This is a genomic window from Bacillus sp. 165, from assembly GCF_017742235.1.
In the GTDB taxonomy this organism is placed as follows: domain Bacteria; phylum Bacillota; class Bacilli; order Bacillales; family Bacillaceae_G; genus JAGHKQ01.
In genome coordinates this window covers 137,935-153,806 of the sequence record NZ_JAGHKQ010000002.1, presented here as the reverse complement: position 1 = coordinate 153,806, position 15,872 = coordinate 137,935, and the positions used below count along the sequence as shown (strand labels likewise).

Here is a 15,872-nt window from a genome sequence, read left to right as displayed (position 1 = left end):
ATTGTTTATTTATCACGACAAAACTTACATACCTTAATGGTTTGATTGGTTTCCGTACGATATGGATACAACAGTTTAATTCTTGTTTTGTTGCACAACGGGCATGTTCCTCTTCCTCTTGCTGGTAAGGTATTCAATGTTTTCCCCCGGTTTCTTTTAGCCATTTCCATCCACCCTTATTGTATCATTCTTCCCTTTATCTAATGATGAAATGGGCGAAAGGTTGACAAAATTTCAAATGGAATGTTTCGACTTTTCTCCCTGTTATTTCTACAGCATTCTAACTTATGTAAATTTCAATACGCTCTTTTCCCTTTCCGATATTTTTACGTTTAAGTTCTAGCGGTCCGATTTCACCTGTTTTCTTTATGTGTGTACCTCCGCACGGAACTCGGCCAAACCCCTTAATCTCCCAATATCTTCTTTCATCTTCTTCATTGCTAAAGGCACTGGTAATATCATAGTTTGCCTCAATTAGTGTATGAGCCTGTTGTTGAAGCAAAGGAAATACAGCAGAAATATTTTCTCCCCATATAAAATCAATTCTCGATTTATCTTCCGCAATATGAGCCCCGATTTTTTGAATGGACTCCAAATTACGATACATAAGCTCCAATACAATTTCTGCAGCAAAATGCAGCCGCATGAGACGATATCGTCTGTTCCAATCAATATTCATCATCACAGATTCCCCTTTAGAAAAACCATGATTAGCTTCTAGAGTGTAGACAATTTCTTTCCCTTCCTTACCCGCTTGAAGAACACGACGATTTCCAATTGTTCCATCATCACTTTCCTGTCCCCCGGAAAACGCATATAAAATTGTTTCCTTCACAGTTACTTCATTATTATTTACACTAACAATACTAGTATCAAGCTGAGTAAGATGTGGATCTTCGCAAAATAACTTTTTGACCATAGATTCCACTTCCCTATGAACATACTTCACTGCTTTTTGAACAATTATTTTTATTAATCACTTTTCATACTTTCTATCTCACCTCCATATACTCTTTTCTACCTTCATAACTGAAAAGCTTTTGTTACACTATTCAAAAAAACAGCCTTAAGCATCCATTTGCTTAAGGCTGTTTCATTCTTACGGTACATCATGCCCCATAGAGCTATGAAGAATTTCAAACCATTGATCTAACGTTAAGTTATGTTGCAACGCATCAATTGCACTTTTGATACGGAGATTTTTTCCTGAACCTACAATCGGCATAATATGTGCTGGATGATTCAATAGCCAAGCATACAATACTTCATCCACACCTGTTGCGCCAATTTCTTCTTGTATTTTTGTTAACGTTTCACGAATACGTACTGCTTTCTCGCTATTAGAAGAGAATATCTCGCCTCCTGCAAGCGGTGACCAAGCCATTGGTGCAATGCGCTTTTTCATGCACATATTTAAGGTTCCATCTTCAAAGTTTTCTAGATTGTAAGCAGACAGTTCCAACTGGTTTGTCACAAGCGGTACATCTAAATAAGACTGAAGCATATCAAATTGGTGGTCTTTAAAATTCGATACACCAAAATGACGAACCTTGCCAGATTGTTTCAGTTCATGAAACGCTTCTGCCACCTGCATTGGGTCCATATAAGGGTCTGGACGATGAATAAGCAGTAAATCAATATACTCCGTACGTAAATTACGCAAAGAGTTTTCTACAGAAAGAAGGATATGCTCCTTTCTTGTGTTGTAATGATGAGATTTATGCTCTGGGCGATTCGATGATTCAAGTACAATTCCACACTTTGTAACAATTTCCATACGTTCGCGCAGTTCCGGCTTCAACGCTAATGCGTTGCCAAAAAGCTCTTCACATGTATAGCTTCCATAAATGTCAGCATGATCAAATGTGGTGATGCCGTTTTCTAAGCAATATTCAATTAAAGAAAGAGTTTCTTGTTCAGATTGCTTCCAATCTGCCAAGCGCCATAACCCGTGAATAATTCTTGAAAAAGATAAGTCTTCTGCCAATGTAATTCGTTCCATATAAATATCCCCTTTAAAATTTGTTCAGTGTATAGGTGCTCTCAAACGACAAAATAGATGCAAAGGCAGCACCCTTTGTAAAAGCAGAATCTGTTTTTACAAACAACACCTTCAATTGTTGAAAAGCAAAATGCAATGTTTCATTTTCCAGCGTATCCAATACTCCTTCTTCAAATGCTCGAATTCCTTTATACGGACTATCAATAATAAGAAATGACGGATTAACGAGATTCACAACCTTTGCCAATGAAGAGCCTGTATAATAACCAGCGGTGCGGAACATGTCATACTCAAGTTGTTCTTTCATGTTTCTACCTGTCTCCTGTAATAACTGCTCCAACTGTTCCCTCATTCTCTCGCTGTTCACCAGAGTTTCGAGACACCCTCGCTGGCCGCAATTGCAAAGATCCCCCTCTTTTTTCACAACAAAATGGCCAATTTCTCCCGCTGTACATGTATCACCGTCATATGCATGCTTATCAATAATCAGCGCCCCTCCCACACTTTCTCCAATAGACATATAAAATGTGGAAAGCCCTGCAGTTTGCACTATCTCTTCGTTAGGTAATAGCGCAGCAGCCTTCACTTTATTGATAATATGTACCGGAACGGAAACCTCCTTGCTTGCCGCATCTCGAATCGGTACATTGTTCCATCCTAAGGAAGCGGCATACTGTAACACACCCGAGTGTTGATTGACAATACCGGGAAGCGCAATGCCAAATCCAATAATTTCGGGATGAGCTTGCAGCAGCTTCTTGCATACAGCAGAAAGCATCGCCAATGAACCATTGACATTGATTGTTTCGCAAGAGACTTCTCCTTTATCTAAAAGACAAGTCCGGTAATCTGTCACTGCATACTCTATTGTATTCTTTTTAAGAAAAATCCCAGCAGACTTGTATACGCCTGGAACTAAAGAAAGATACACTTTCGGTCTTCCCGCTGCTCCTATTTCTTGTATGCCCATTTCTCGGACTATTCCGGCTTGAATAAACTTTTCCATTATAATGGACACTGTATTTTTATTAATACCCAGTTCATTTGAAATATCAAGTCGGGAGGTCCTCTCGTTATTTCTCAAAAACGATAAAATACGCCTTATGTTATTTTCTCTTAAAACAGATGCACCTTTGCTCATTCAGCTCGTCCTTTCTTCCAGACAGCAGCATCGATATTAATCACCTTACAATTATTGTTTAATCATACCAAATGATTAATTGAACTTAATAATTATTGCACTGATTAATTTTAATCGATACATGTATAAATTTCAAACAAAAATACTCCTTCTCCACTTTCCCAAAGGTTGTGATAGGATTTTTTCAAAATACACAGAAAATATACTATATGACAAAAAAGGACAGCTTCTCGCAAACAGAAGTATTTTGCTTATACAGTTTAGCGAAATAGCATGATGGATTAGGGGGACATATAGATGACACAGCTTGAAACAATGCATCCAGTTTTAGGAAAAGTTATTGATAATATCGAAAAAGTACTCATTGGTAAAAGAAAAGCTGCCACTCTTACACTTACAGCACTTTTGGCTGAGGGACACGTACTGCTTGAGGATGTGCCGGGTGTCGGAAAAACAATGCTGGTGCGTGCACTTGCTAAATCTATTAACGCAGATTTTAAACGAATTCAATTCACACCTGATTTATTGCCTTCAGATGTAACAGGTGTTTCTATTTATAACCCAAAAGAGCTACAATTTGAATTTCGAGCAGGTCCTATTATGGGGAATATTATACTAGCTGACGAGATAAATCGTACTTCTCCCAAAACTCAATCCGCCCTGCTTGAAGGGATGGAGGAAGGAAATGTCACAATAGACGGTGTAACCAGACCCTTGCCTAAACCATTTTTCGTAATGGCGACTCAAAATCCTATTGAATATGAGGGGACATACCCGCTGCCAGAGGCTCAGCTTGATCGCTTTATGCTGAAGCTGAGAATGGGTTACCCAACACCTGAAGAGGAATTTGAAGTGCTGAACCGCGCTGAAAAGACCAAACCTATTTCTCAATTAGAACCGGTTATTACAGTGGCGGAACTCGTAAAATTCCAAGAAGACACGCAGCAAATACATGTGGAAAATGCGATTAAACACTATATTGTCAAGCTTGTAAATCAAACGAGACAATACAATTCTGTTCATCTAGGAGCAAGTCCGCGCAGCTCAATCGCATTAATGAAGGCTGCGCAAGCCTACGCCTTCATTAACGGTCGTGATTTCGTCATTCCTGACGATGTACAATTTTTAGCTCCGTATATTCTGTCCCACAGACTGATTTTAAAAATGGAAGCAAAGTTCGAAGGCTTGACTGCTGAACATGTGATTGAAAAAATTATTGCAAAAACAAAAGTACCTGTTCAAAGGACGTTGAATTCTTGATGAAAAAATCCCTGCAAATAATACACAAAATCTGGAAGCTGTCTCTGACACCGATACTGATGATACTTACCTTTGTATATGCTATGCTTCAAGGAGGATTCGTAAGCTGGTTTTTATTTTACAGCTTTCTTCCCTTTGGTCTTTACGCTTTGCTGCTTCCGCTCTTGGCGCTTCAATCCGTTGAAGTCACACGCACAACAAATCAAAGGAACTATGAGGCTGGTGAAAGGTTCTCTGCATCTATTACTATCAAGCGTAAGATTCCATTTCCTTTGTTTTATATTGTTGTTGAGGATATAGTTCCCTTAACAAACAAAACCGCAAAAACAATCCTCTTCCCTGGATTGAAACGTCAAATATCCTTTCAATATGACTTAGGTTTATTGCCACGCGGAGAACACATCTTTTCATCGATACGTCTCACAACCGGGGATTTATTTGGACTGGCTGAAAAGGAAGTTACGTTGACCATTCTAGATAAATTTTTAGTATATCCTCAATATGTGGACATGGTGTATAGACAATTAGAAAGCAGATTTGAACAAGGAACAACCTCAACAATCATAAATATTGAACGAGATTCCACCGTTTCTGTCGGCGTAAGAGATTATAAACCCGGCGATCGTTTTTCTTGGATTGATTGGAAAGCTTCTGCACGGAAAAACAGTATGATGACAAAAGAATTTGAACAGCAGCAAAATCATAATGTTCTCATCTTTATGGACCGCAGTGCATCGCCTATGTTTGAACCGCTTGTAACATTTACTGCCTCTCTTGTGAGAGCTATTTTAAAGAAGGGTGCTTATGCCGCCTTCTACTCCATCGGCAAGGAGAGAACCGTTTTCCCGTTGCAAAGCGGCGATCTGCAGCAGCAGCAAATTTTCTATCATTTAGCCAAAGTACAAGCAGATGCGGCTGTCCCCTTCTCGCGAATTATTGAAGGAGAATTTACAACCCCTACACCTGCAGTCATTATGCTTGTAACAGGCAGTCTGTCTATGCATACCGAAAAGGCTGCAGACAGTATCACTAAGAAACATGGAAAATTGCTTATATTTGTAGTGAAAGAAAAAGTAATTCAGCTTTCTAAGCAAGAACTGCATATTCTTGAAGCGCTGCGACGGAAAAATATAGTTGTAAAACCCGTTTACGAGGGTCACTATACGAATGTGTTTTTTGAGGTGAACAAGCTATGAAGTCACATTTTAATAAGAAACGAGATATGGAAAGCTTTTTCATTCATACATTTGCCTTTTTTCTTATATGGGAATGTCTGCGGCCTCTTGAAAGCTTAGAGCAAATGACGAGGTTGGACATATTCCTGCAATTTACCATCCTTTGCGTTATACTTTCATTTTTTCAGGTGAAGCGTTTTGCTGCAGTTTCTATTAAGCTAGCTGTTATTTTTTTTATGATGCGTCCGCTGTACCATCACGAAGAAAACACCTCTTGGCTGACAGTGCTTATATCAGACTTGTTTCATAATGTAGCCCTTCTCGTGCATGCGAATATGAGCGGGTATTCTCCACTCTTTCGTACATTCTTGTTTTTTATAATACTATGGTTGATTAGCAATCTTATGCTCGATGTTATGCGAAGACGACGTATACTGTTATTTTTTGTCTTGTGTATCATCTATATTCTCTCCTTCCACTCATTCAGCACCTATGATGCAAAGGGCGCTATTGTCCGCATAACAGCAGTTGGTTTTGTAATGCTTGGATTTCTTCACATAAGCAGGATAGCAATATCGGAGAAGCTGCAAGCCAATAATATTACGAAAAAAGCACTTCTGCCCTTGACTGGTGTAGTCCTAGTTACAGCAATCATCAGCTACTATGCACCAAAAGCTGAACCACAATGGTCCAATCCGTTTCTATTTATAGAAGGTTATACAAAAGGCGGGACACTCGGAGATAAAGGGAATGTAAAAAAAGTTGGCTATTCAGTCAATGACTCCAATCTTGGCGGTCCTATTTCGGATGATAGTACCGTTGTATTTAAAGTAAAAGCAGACACCAGCAACTATTGGAGAGTAGAAACAAAAGATTATTACACAGGTAAAGGATGGGAAGTCTCCAAACAACCGATTAAACGTTCCTTTAGACAAGACAATACTGTAATGAGCTGGTATGAACCTGAAACAAAGACTGTAAAGCAGGAAGCCCTGATTACTATGAACTTACAATATTTTCATGTCATTTACCCAACTGGTTTACTATCTATTAATACTGATTCGGATATATTGTACAGTACAGATCCATTTTTAGAGAAAATTTCTTCCTACAAAGATGGCTCTAGATTAGCACTAGATCAGTACACCGTATTATATGAGGTTCCTGAATTTTCTGTAGAAAAATTAAAAGCGGCTCACACAGGGGAAGGGCTAGAGTCTAATCCTGATTTTGTGAATACATATACACAATTACCACCCTCTTTACCAGAGCGAGTACGCAATTTGGCAAAAACTATCACAAAAGACAAAGCAAATCGTTACGATCAAGCAGCTGCTATCGAATCCTATTTAAAAAACAGCTCGTTTGTTTACAGTAAAGAAGAAACTCCCTTCCCCGAAAAGGACGAAGATTACGTAGATCAATTTCTCTTTGATTCCAAAATCGGGTATTGCAACAACTATTCCACCTCCATGATTGTTTTATTGCGCTCACTTGGCATTCCGTCGCGTTGGGTAAAGGGCTACACAGGGGGGACGCTTGATAATTCAAGCGATTCACACATATACACTGTTACAAATAACGATGCGCACTCTTGGGTGGAAGCATACTTTCCTGGTTATGGTTGGGTTCCTTTCGAACCGACAAAGGGCTTCAGCAGTCCGTATCGGTTTGTTGATGAGTCCACTCCTGCTGCTTCGCCTAATGAGGCAGCACCAACTAACCAGCAGCAGCCAGAACAAAATAAACAAAAACAGCTGTTTGAGGATGATCAAGCAACGAACGACAAAAAGGCTGCGGTTAAACAGCCGTTTCCGTGGTCAGTGGTATTAATAGGGAGCGTTTTGCTTACTCTTATTGGCTATGTGTTGTTTATTACAAGAATGCTATGGTTCTATTTATTCGCTATTGTTTTATACCGCTTTCGACGGCATGACGCAGTTTTCTTTAAAGCGTATGATGCCTTGCTAAAGCAGCTTACACGAGCAGGCGTTCCACGTAAGGATAGTCAAACCTTACGTGAATATGCTATCTACGTAGACAAAACCTATAAATCTACTAATATGCAAAAGCTTACAGCAAGCTATGAACAAGCCCTATACAAAAAAGAAGGGGCCGAATGGAAAGCGTCAGCTAAGCTTTGGGGAGTAATAATGAAGCAAGCATCCTCGAAGCTGAAGGACAACCCCTTAGATAAAGCAATTTGAATAAAGCTGAGACGGGATATGAGTACTGCCGGGCTTTTTTGGGCGACTCTCCTTTCGATTTCGGCGGGAGCTCGCTTTTTTCGACGAACCCCCTCCTGATTTCGGTGGGAGCTCGCTTTTTTCGGCGAACCCCCTCCTGATTTCGGCGGGAGCTTGCTTTTTTCGGCGAACCCCCTCCTGATTTCGGCGGGAGCTCGCTTTTTTCGGCGAACCCCCTCCTGATTTCGGCGGGAGCTTGCTTTTTTCGGCGAACCCCCTCCTGATTTCGGCGGGAGCTCGCTTTTTTCGGCGAACCCCCTCCTGATTTCGGCGAAATCGAATCACATATCGGCGAATTGAAAAATTCTACTAAAGTAAAACCCCACCTGCTTTTGAGCAGGCGGGGTTCCTTATTGATTTACTGTAATTTCACCATTTGCTTTCATGATCAATTGATTTGTTCCATCCCCAAGAACGACTTCTCCCACGTTCATTCCTTCTTGTGTTTGCTTAACCCACGGGATATTTCCATTTATGTCTCCATTAAAACCCTCTGCATATATCTTTAGGTGCTGATTGATTTTTAACCCTAACAGAATGGCTCCGTTATTCGTGGTTAAATTGCTGTTTCCCTGTAAAGCAGCTTCTTCAATGGTAATCATCCCATTTCCTATACTTCCTTGCAGTGTACCTGCAAAATTTTCTACTTGGATGTTACCATTGTCCAATTGCAAAGCAGCGGTATTTTCCATATTCTTCAATTCTATAGAACCATTATTCACTATGGTCTTCGTCTCAAGAAATTTAGGAACTTCAATATCAAGCAATGCATCTGAATCTGTAAAGTCTATAAACTCAGCATACTTTTGCTTCACTTGCACATACATTTTATCGCCTAAAATTTTGACAGAATAGAATTTTAATAGTTTTTCTTCTGCTTCTTTTTCATCTCCAGCAGGAACCATAATACTCCCTGTCACCACTAGTTTATTACTTTCCGCACCGCGCACTGTTACATCTCCACGGGGAACATCAATAACAATTTCTTTTATAGTGTCCGGAACTTTCTTTGTATCGTGAATGGCTACCTCAGAGGTGTGAAATTGTATTCCCAACTCATTCAATACCACATTTACAAAATTAAATCCTAATGATACTACCATAACAAACACTAGCAATACTACGCTAGCCCAGTGAAAACGAAGTGTTCCGTCTTTTCTTAACACATGAAAAGCTAGAATTTCCACTCCAAGTAAAATGCACGCAACAGGCCATGCGTTCAATAATAGTTTCTCAAACGGAATTGATATAAAATTTTGAAGAAACCAAAGCAAGCCTGTTACGATTAGCAATACACCCGCTGTAACTGTTCCTGTTCTCCATGTTCTCATACTTGCTTCTCCTTTTTTCCACGAAGCAGACGATAACCAAGTATGATAAAAATAACGCCTAGTACAACATTTTGCACAAAGTCATATGATACATACTGAGCAATACTTTGGGGCAAATGATACATACTATGTTTTAAAATAGAAAACAATCCAAAAATGATGAGTACCCAACCGATAATATATTTTTTATCTTGAAAAATATGGTATTGTATAAACGGTTCATCAGGCACCTCTTCCATTTCACGATACATGCGATACAGACGCAGCACATCAAAATAGCTATAAAATACAATTACTGGCAAGAATAAAGCCAAGCTCTCCATCACACTTGTTACAAAGAAAATTGTGCCGAAAAACATCAGCATAAATTGTAAGCCTCTGTTCATCAGCCCTAAATAAAAATGACCAAGTCCAGGTAAAAAAGATAGTACGTAAATGAGCGGTTTTCGTTTATTCACCGTCAAATCCCCCCTTAAAATTTACAAGCTCATCCAAAGAAAGCGACACCTTCCCAGCATAAGTTTGCCCTTTTTCAATTAACGACGCTGTGTTTTCAATCGTCTGTATGACATAATGGTTTGTATCTGTCAAATAATTTACAAAGCCAAAGTGAAAGAATAAAAATGTGGCGGCGGCGGCTAATGAAAGATGGAACAAGCGGATCTTTATGTTCTCCTGTTTGTATTTCTTTTGATTACTACCCGAAATTTTCTCCATAATATTATCTGCAATGGCCGGCGGCAACTTGATATCATCTGCCTCATTCCACTCCTGTTCAAGCTCTTCTATAAAAATAAGCTCTGCTTGGCAGACTGCGCATTGCTCTATATGCTTAGCTAACAGCAACTTTTGCTCATTAGATAGCTCATTCTTATGATAAAACAGCAATTGTTCGATTGTTGGGTGACTCATGTTGCCCCTCCTTCGTGCTTACTTTTTAGCAAACGCCTTGCCCGGTATAAGCGCGATTCCACTGTTTTCACTGCAACATTTAAGTTAGAAGCAATCTCTCCATATGACAGCTCTTCAAAATAATACAATTGCACAACATCTCTGTATGAAGCCGGCAGCTCTGATAAATGTGCATGCACCATTTCTTTTTCTGCATTTTTCATTAACGCTTCTTCTGGTGTTAACATGCTGCTGTCAGGTATGGAAGTAAATCCATCATCTGTTGCCTGTGCTTTTTGCCTGTCTTGCCTGCGCTTATATTCAATCGCTTTATTCATCGTAATCCGATAAATCCAGGTAGAGAATCCTGATTCCCCTTTAAACTGGCCAAGAGAACGATACAACTGGAGAAAGACCTCTTGCGCAATATCTTCTGCATCTCGCTGATTCTTTGCAACCTTCAATGCTACTGCATATACCTTCGCTTGATATCGTGTTATGAGCACACGAAACATTTGCTGGTTGCCTTCTACTACCTGCTGTATAATCTGTTCATCCGTCTCCACTGCATCACCTCATTTCCTCTTCCACTACCTTAGACGAATAAAACCGAGCCAAACCCTGCAACTTTTTTTATTTTTTTCTTACTGTGCTAAAAAATACTCAACACAAAAACACCACTTTGTTTATTTTATCAAAGCGGTGTCTCATTTTTTTATATTCATCATTCTTGTCTCCTATTTTACAAACTTTGCCGTTACATATCGAAACAGTATTGATTTTCCACTGCCGCTGACAAGTCCCACTGCTTTACGGCCAGCGCCTGTACTGTAAAGAAACTTCCTCAAAAAACTCGGTCCCATCAAACAAAACACCATAAATCCAAACCCAATAACAAAATCCTTTAACTCCGTTGCGCTTCCAATACTGTTAAAAGCTAGCCAGATAATCATAATTTGCATGCTCTGCGTAAAAATAGTTGCAACGGTTTCCCGCCACCAAACACCCCAAATATTCATATCCTCATTTACAATCGACCATGCAGCCAAAGGGCTCATAATGAGAATCAGCAAAATTTCTATCGTTCGAATGATATATTGGATAGCTAGAAGTAAAAATATCACAGCCATGGCTAAGCTCGCTAATAGAACTGCCGTAGTAGCGGTTCCTGGAACGCCAACAAATACAGAAAATACCTCTACCTTCACGCCCTTATTTAAAAATAGCTGTACAATCGCATTATTTAATGGCAAAAGAATATCTTTTAAAAGAAACGGAGCTAGAACTGCAAGAGTCCCTCCCATAAAGGTACGAACAATGACTTCCTGCACTCCTCGCTGACTATATCCGCCAACCTTTTCTATCATGATTTTAAAGGCATTAAAAGTAAAAAATACCCCTCCCATAGTGACAGATAATATAAAGATAATATCATATGCCTCTGACACATAAGGATATTTTGACAAGTCCGTCGGCGCAAATAAATAAATCCCTAACCAGTTGAAAGCCGCATTGGCGATATCGTTCATAAGGTTATGAATAAGCTCATTCAAGTACTCAATTGGACTTTTGAACATGGTATAGCTCCTCCTTATTCTGCTGCAATATCCGCTAATGCCTCTACAACATCCACTCGCCACTTATCCTCTTTTTTCAGCTGAAGCTCAATATACTGGGTGCTTGTCGTCGCTATACCGTTTACTGTGATAGTACGATTGACAGCAGCGATTATCTCTGCTGCCTTATCATTGACCTTCCCCTCATAAACTGCTATATTATGAATTTTTATATCTACCAAAGATGTGCTTTCTTCTCCTGGAGGAGTAACTTCTGCTTGCGCCCGTTCTGTTGCGTACGTTTTTATATTCTTGCCGCTATAAAGAGCTCTGAAAAAAGCCTGAGCTGTTTCCTGTATATCTAGTGCCGCCTCCTCAATATTCTTCTCGCTCTTACTTACATCACGTTTGTCTGGCAAGCTACTCACATAGAAATACATAATCCAAGCTATACTGATTAGAAATATAATTCCTGCCGGCACGATCCATCGTATCGCTTTCATTTCGTTCCTCCTGTTGGTATTCTCCCATAGCCATAGATTTTCTCCCTCCACCCTGGCTTAGTAAGGTCGCTGTACCCCACTCCTTTACTATTGCTGTTGTACATCATTTCGTTTCCGACATAAATACCAACATGACTGATAAAGGCATGGTCGCTTGTTCCTGTAAAAAACACTAAATCCCCCGGCTGCAGGTCTTGCTTCTGAATGCGAATTGTATACTTATACTGTTCCTGGGCGGTTCTTGGCAGGGTAACACCAGCTGATGCAAATGCCCATTGTAACAACCCACTGCAATCAAAGCTTGTAGTTGGCGATGCTCCTCCCCAACTATAGGGCCAGCCTTTATATTTTATTGCCTCTGTCATTACTTGCTGATATAACACATTTGTGCTTATTTCCCCTTGTAATCTATTGAAGTATCGCATTACTTTTTCGGAATATGTATAGTCCCCATAACAATATGGACTTCTCCAGCCGCAGCTTGTCACTTTTGTCTGTATGCTCGAAAACTGCTTTTTAAACACCTCTGTTCCCATCCCGCCGTGGTCTTTAATAAAATACAGCCAACCCGGTCCGAAGTTATAGCTTTGTATAATAGTAGGAAGGTCAGTAATCCCCAGCTTTTCTCCTATTTGTAGCATATTTTTCCAATGAATAACCCCCTGCTTTATACTGGCAGTGGGATTCACTATCGCTCCCGGTAAAAGCCCCGCTGATTCACTGCTTTGCATCACATCTGCTGCCGTTCCCCCACTCTCCTGCATGATAATGGCTAAAAGGACCGGGATATATTGTTCATCAAGCCCCTCCTCTTTTACTGCCTCTCGCACTACAGGCTCCCACCGTTCAACTTCAGGTGCAATCATGAACTCATTTGTCTTTTCTGGTACTGCACCAAAAAATAATAGGAACAGAAGCACACCCATGAGCATGCATGTGGTGAAAATCCCGCTCCAGTACTTACTTGCAAGTAATGCTTTTGCATACATGCTACAAGACCCCTTCATACCTCTTTTTATATTGCTTCGGATCAATGAGCTGCAGCTCCTCAGGTGTCACATCCACCCGCATATATACTCGATGATGCCCCGCAACATAAATGCCTTCTCCTTGTTTGCGCCGTGCGATAATCGCTTCTTCCTCTTCCGACAAACGAAGTACATCATAATCTTTTAAATCGCGAATATCATTATCCTGTAAGCCAAGCAGCAGCATACTGATGCTATTATTTAATATTGCTTTTCCAACATTATGTCCCCCTTCAACCGCTCCTAAAAAGTCAATAGGCTGCTGTGAAGCGACTATCGCTTCTCCCTCATATTTTCGAATACGCTTATAGACATCTAGCAGAAACATCGCACTTTTTGCGCTTCTCATCAAAAGATGCGCTTCGTCCACATATAATTTTTTAGGAGTAGTCGTATCTCTTGTAATTTCTTCCCATAAAAATGACAAAATATTAAACATCACAACCGGCTGGCTGTCACCATCCTGCTGTAAATCTTTTATATCAAAGGAAATGATGTTATTGTGTAAATTAACGTTGGTCGCACCGTTAAAAAGCTTCCCGTTCGTTCCCTCTGTATACATTCTTAAAATTTCACGGAAATTTTGTAAGCTTTCATAGCCGCATTCTCCAATGTGCTCATATAAATCACTTAAAGTAGGAAATGCTTCTGCCTTCCGATGGGCAAATACAGTAGCTTCCGTTATATTATATTTTCTATATACCGCGAACAAAGCACGTTCCAAAAGCGCACTTTCTAACACTGTCATATCAGGGTAAATCAGCTTAAAAAATATTTTTAAGCGCTGCATTTTTAAAAACAGCACACTTCCTCGAATATCATCGTCGGTCGTATCATGCAGAATATGAAATGGATTTATCACATGCTCTGTGTTATTACTGATCCGCACAACCTGCCCGCCAATTTTCGAAACGAGCCTTGCAAATTCACGCTCTGGATCTAAAATAAAAAAACGGGTATTCTCACCTTCAAGCACCCACTGGCGCAGCAAATGCTTTTGCATAAAAAAGCTTTTCCCCATTCCAGTTGTTCCGAGGATCAGCATATTGCGTGAAGGAAACTTCTTTTTGTCATTCATATCAACAAGAACGACATTATCGGTATGCAGGTTCTGCCCCATAATGATGCCGCTTTGCATAAACAGCTCGCTTTCATCAAATGGAAGCATAGAAGCAGCAGCAGATGTGTGCATGTTTTGATGTGTATAATGAGGCAATGTAATCTCGCAAACTGGCAAAACACTTCGAAGTGCCTCTAACATATTATCTCTTGCCGGTACGATTGACAGCCCAGTTTGCCAAATAATACTTTGCAGGCGATTCGTAATACGATTTAATTCTTCTAAATCCGATGCTTGAAGATGAATATAAGTATGCACAAGAAGAATAGTCTTATGGTTATGACCAAGAAGAACATCGAGCATTTGTTCTGCACTTTTTCGCTTTCTTTCTGTCTCCTTTCGGCGTACAGGTGACAGTGATTGAGTTAAACGCGCCTCATATTCTTCGATAGATTGATTCAAATGACGAATCATTTTATCACTAGCTACTGGAACAAGATGAGTGCTTATATTAATATTTCCAGAAAACCGGTATAATTTTGTCAGCCAATTCCCCTTAACTCGGTTTGGGTAATCCACAACTAATAAAGTACGGGCATAATTGGAACCTAGCATAATATAATCTCTCATTTCCTCTATAATACCAGGAGCAATTTTGTCCTTAAGAGATGCGCATGATCCAATATATGTATCTAGCTCTGTTTCTTCTTTGCTTCTTTTAGAAAATATCATGCGTTCTTCCCTCCTACTGTATAAGGGACAATAAAGGTATCTTCAATAGGCCGATGCTGTGAGCCTGCATAATCAAACAATGTATGAAGATATCTCGCAATATCTAAATCATGAGCCTCATGCACAGTTAAACCCATTTCTTCTAATCCGCTTTTTACTTGCTTTTTCTTTTGATCAAGTTCCATCATACTCTCTTCATAGCTCTGCTTCGTTTTCCCAGCAACGGGCTCTGCTATCATCAAATAACGCTGTCTTTGAATCATAGCAGTGCTTGTTTCAATTCCTTTTGCATACGCAATATATCCCCGAAGCAGATCCTGCTTTACTGTATCAGCATGCACCTGCTTGGCTTCTAAGCTTTTCACATATCCGCCAAGATCTACAGGCTGCGACATAATCGTTGTTTGCACAGGAAAGGATAAGCTTCGTAAAAACATTTCATATTTATTCATTGCCTCATTCAATTCCCTGTGACTCATCAAATCCAAGTTAATCGAAGACACCCGTAGCAGCTGAACAAGGCGAAAATCATTCGTAACAATAATCCCTCCATCAAGAGCCCGAACTGGTATTAAGGTTTGGACGGATTGCTCGTGCTGTCGTTCCTGCTTCTCCTTGCGCCTCCTCCATATGCTCTTCATACAGTACCTCCTTCCGGTAATAATACACCCGCTGCCTTGTAGCAAATCGGAGCAATTCGCGAGCATGCTGCCAAAACGGTATATTCTCCCTTACAGGTCTGACATAAACAAACACTGCTGAAATCACCATCGTAATCGTGACAATAGGAATCTTTATATACATCGTAATTGGCATAAGCAATACTGGAATATCTAAAAGAAGAGATGGCAAGAAACAGAGCAGGTCCTTTAATGTTACATTTTGCATTACCTCAAAATTACCGCTTACATTCCCTGGAATTGTATATTCTTGTTTCTCCTGCATCT

17 protein-coding genes are annotated in these 15,872 nt (G+C 40.0%); 3 read left to right on the top strand and 14 right to left on the bottom strand.

Features of this window, described 5'->3' with window-relative positions:
* Window positions 1-5: 5 nt before the first annotated feature.
* The 4 genes from J7Q84_RS04630 to J7Q84_RS04615 form a co-directional block, all read right to left on the bottom strand.
* Entirely contained in the window at window positions 6-164 is a 159-nt protein-coding gene (locus J7Q84_RS04630; RefSeq protein ID WP_209093271.1) for a hypothetical protein, read from the bottom strand.
* Window positions 165-280: 116 nt separating this feature from the next.
* Window positions 281-919, bottom strand: coding sequence for an alanyl-tRNA editing protein (locus tag J7Q84_RS04625; RefSeq protein ID WP_209093270.1), 639 nt, complete (start codon window positions 917-919; stop codon window positions 281-283).
* Between the two features lie 180 nt (window positions 920-1,099).
* Complete coding sequence (locus J7Q84_RS04620) at window positions 1,100-2,002, bottom strand: aldo/keto reductase (protein ID WP_209093269.1); 903 nt, start codon at window positions 2,000-2,002, stop codon at window positions 1,100-1,102.
* A 13-nt stretch (window positions 2,003-2,015) separates the two neighbouring features.
* Complete coding sequence (locus J7Q84_RS04615; RefSeq protein ID WP_209093268.1) at window positions 2,016-3,143, bottom strand: ROK family transcriptional regulator; 1,128 nt, start codon at window positions 3,141-3,143, stop codon at window positions 2,016-2,018.
* 297 nt (window positions 3,144-3,440) lie between these two features.
* Here J7Q84_RS04615 and J7Q84_RS04610 point away from each other — a divergent pair, with 297 nt between their 5' ends.
* From J7Q84_RS04610 to J7Q84_RS04600, 3 genes are read left to right on the top strand one after another with little or no spacing between them, the layout of a single operon-like run.
* A complete protein-coding gene (locus J7Q84_RS04610) occupies window positions 3,441-4,403 on the top strand; it encodes an AAA family ATPase (RefSeq protein WP_209093267.1) in 963 nt (320 codons plus the stop codon).
* The gene (locus tag J7Q84_RS04605; protein ID WP_209093337.1) at window positions 4,403-5,599 is read left to right on the top strand and encodes a DUF58 domain-containing protein; all 1,197 of its coding nucleotides are present in this window, start codon (window positions 4,403-4,405) and stop codon (window positions 5,597-5,599) included. The genes J7Q84_RS04610 and J7Q84_RS04605 overlap by 1 nt, the downstream gene beginning before the upstream one ends.
* The gene (locus J7Q84_RS04600) at window positions 5,596-7,785 is read left to right on the top strand and encodes a transglutaminase TgpA family protein (protein ID WP_209093266.1); all 2,190 of its coding nucleotides are present in this window, start codon (window positions 5,596-5,598) and stop codon (window positions 7,783-7,785) included. The genes J7Q84_RS04605 and J7Q84_RS04600 overlap by 4 nt, the downstream gene beginning before the upstream one ends.
* A 389-nt stretch (window positions 7,786-8,174) precedes the next feature.
* On the opposite strand, the gene J7Q84_RS04595 is transcribed toward J7Q84_RS04600, so the two are convergent.
* The 10 genes from J7Q84_RS04595 to J7Q84_RS04550 all read right to left on the bottom strand — a co-directional run bounded on the left by J7Q84_RS04595 (window position 8,175) and on the right by J7Q84_RS04550 (window position 15,870).
* Entirely contained in the window at window positions 8,175-9,155 is a 981-nt protein-coding gene (locus J7Q84_RS04595) for a LiaI-LiaF-like domain-containing protein (protein WP_209093265.1), read from the bottom strand.
* On the bottom strand, window positions 9,152-9,613 hold the full coding sequence (locus tag J7Q84_RS04590; protein ID WP_209093264.1) for a hypothetical protein: 462 nt from the start codon (window positions 9,611-9,613) through the stop codon (window positions 9,152-9,154). Before J7Q84_RS04590 ends, J7Q84_RS04595 begins: the two co-directional genes overlap by 4 nt.
* Window positions 9,606-10,067, bottom strand: coding sequence for an anti-sigma factor family protein (locus J7Q84_RS04585; protein WP_209093263.1), 462 nt, complete (start codon window positions 10,065-10,067; stop codon window positions 9,606-9,608). Before J7Q84_RS04585 ends, J7Q84_RS04590 begins: the two co-directional genes overlap by 8 nt.
* Window positions 10,064-10,612, bottom strand: a complete 549-nt coding sequence (locus J7Q84_RS04580) for an RNA polymerase sigma factor (RefSeq protein ID WP_209093262.1) — start codon at window positions 10,610-10,612, stop codon at window positions 10,064-10,066. The genes J7Q84_RS04585 and J7Q84_RS04580 overlap by 4 nt, the downstream gene beginning before the upstream one ends.
* A gap of 171 nt (window positions 10,613-10,783) precedes the next feature.
* On the bottom strand, window positions 10,784-11,623 hold the full coding sequence (locus tag J7Q84_RS04575; RefSeq protein ID WP_209093261.1) for a conjugal transfer protein TrbL family protein: 840 nt from the start codon (window positions 11,621-11,623) through the stop codon (window positions 10,784-10,786).
* Between the two features lie 14 nt (window positions 11,624-11,637).
* Window positions 11,638-12,105 (bottom strand): hypothetical protein, encoded by a 468-nt coding sequence (locus J7Q84_RS04570; protein WP_209093260.1) that lies wholly within the window; start codon window positions 12,103-12,105, stop codon window positions 11,638-11,640.
* Window positions 12,102-13,094: a bifunctional lytic transglycosylase/C40 family peptidase gene (locus J7Q84_RS18535; RefSeq protein ID WP_209093259.1), complete on the bottom strand. Its 993-nt coding sequence runs from the start codon at window positions 13,092-13,094 to the stop codon at window positions 12,102-12,104. The genes J7Q84_RS04570 and J7Q84_RS18535 overlap by 4 nt, the downstream gene beginning before the upstream one ends.
* Before the next feature lies 1 nt (window position 13,095).
* Window positions 13,096-14,925 carry a VirB4 family type IV secretion system protein gene (locus J7Q84_RS04560; RefSeq protein WP_209093258.1) on the bottom strand — a complete coding sequence of 610 codons (1,830 nt, stop codon included), beginning with the start codon at window positions 14,923-14,925 and terminating at the stop codon, window positions 13,096-13,098.
* Window positions 14,922-15,566: a TraC-like domain-containing protein gene (locus tag J7Q84_RS04555; protein WP_209093257.1), complete on the bottom strand. Its 645-nt coding sequence runs from the start codon at window positions 15,564-15,566 to the stop codon at window positions 14,922-14,924. Before J7Q84_RS04555 ends, J7Q84_RS04560 begins: the two co-directional genes overlap by 4 nt.
* A complete protein-coding gene (locus tag J7Q84_RS04550; protein ID WP_209093256.1) occupies window positions 15,478-15,870 on the bottom strand; it encodes a hypothetical protein in 393 nt (130 codons plus the stop codon). The genes J7Q84_RS04555 and J7Q84_RS04550 overlap by 89 nt, the downstream gene beginning before the upstream one ends.
* Window positions 15,871-15,872 lie beyond the last annotated feature (2 nt).

What these genes read in the sequence shown, in the direction of transcription:
- J7Q84_RS04630 (WP_209093271.1), bottom strand. Translation starts at nt 164, where the DNA reads ATGGCTAAAAGAAACCGGGGGAAAACATTGAATACCTTACCAGCAAGA.
- J7Q84_RS04625 (WP_209093270.1), bottom strand. Translation starts at nt 919, where the DNA reads ATGGTCAAAAAGTTATTTTGCGAAGATCCACATCTTACTCAGCTTGAT.
- J7Q84_RS04620 (WP_209093269.1), bottom strand. Translation starts at nt 2,002, where the DNA reads ATGGAACGAATTACATTGGCAGAAGACTTATCTTTTTCAAGAATTATT.
- J7Q84_RS04615 (WP_209093268.1), bottom strand. Translation starts at nt 3,143, where the DNA reads ATGAGCAAAGGTGCATCTGTTTTAAGAGAAAATAACATAAGGCGTATT.
- J7Q84_RS04610 (WP_209093267.1), top strand. Translation starts at nt 3,441, where the DNA reads ATGACACAGCTTGAAACAATGCATCCAGTTTTAGGAAAAGTTATTGAT.
- J7Q84_RS04605 (WP_209093337.1), top strand. Translation starts at nt 4,403, where the DNA reads ATGAAAAAATCCCTGCAAATAATACACAAAATCTGGAAGCTGTCTCTG.
- J7Q84_RS04600 (WP_209093266.1), top strand. Translation starts at nt 5,596, where the DNA reads ATGAAGTCACATTTTAATAAGAAACGAGATATGGAAAGCTTTTTCATT.
- J7Q84_RS04595 (WP_209093265.1), bottom strand. Translation starts at nt 9,155, where the DNA reads ATGAGAACATGGAGAACAGGAACAGTTACAGCGGGTGTATTGCTAATC.
- J7Q84_RS04585 (WP_209093263.1), bottom strand. Translation starts at nt 10,067, where the DNA reads ATGAGTCACCCAACAATCGAACAATTGCTGTTTTATCATAAGAATGAG.
- J7Q84_RS04575 (WP_209093261.1), bottom strand. Translation starts at nt 11,623, where the DNA reads ATGTTCAAAAGTCCAATTGAGTACTTGAATGAGCTTATTCATAACCTT.
- J7Q84_RS04570 (WP_209093260.1), bottom strand. Translation starts at nt 12,105, where the DNA reads ATGAAAGCGATACGATGGATCGTGCCGGCAGGAATTATATTTCTAATC.
- J7Q84_RS18535 (WP_209093259.1), bottom strand. Translation starts at nt 13,094, where the DNA reads ATGTATGCAAAAGCATTACTTGCAAGTAAGTACTGGAGCGGGATTTTC.
- J7Q84_RS04560 (WP_209093258.1), bottom strand. Translation starts at nt 14,925, where the DNA reads ATGATATTTTCTAAAAGAAGCAAAGAAGAAACAGAGCTAGATACATAT.
- J7Q84_RS04555 (WP_209093257.1), bottom strand. Translation starts at nt 15,566, where the DNA reads ATGAAGAGCATATGGAGGAGGCGCAAGGAGAAGCAGGAACGACAGCAC.
- J7Q84_RS04550 (WP_209093256.1), bottom strand. Translation starts at nt 15,870, where the DNA reads ATGCAGGAGAAACAAGAATATACAATTCCAGGGAATGTAAGCGGTAAT.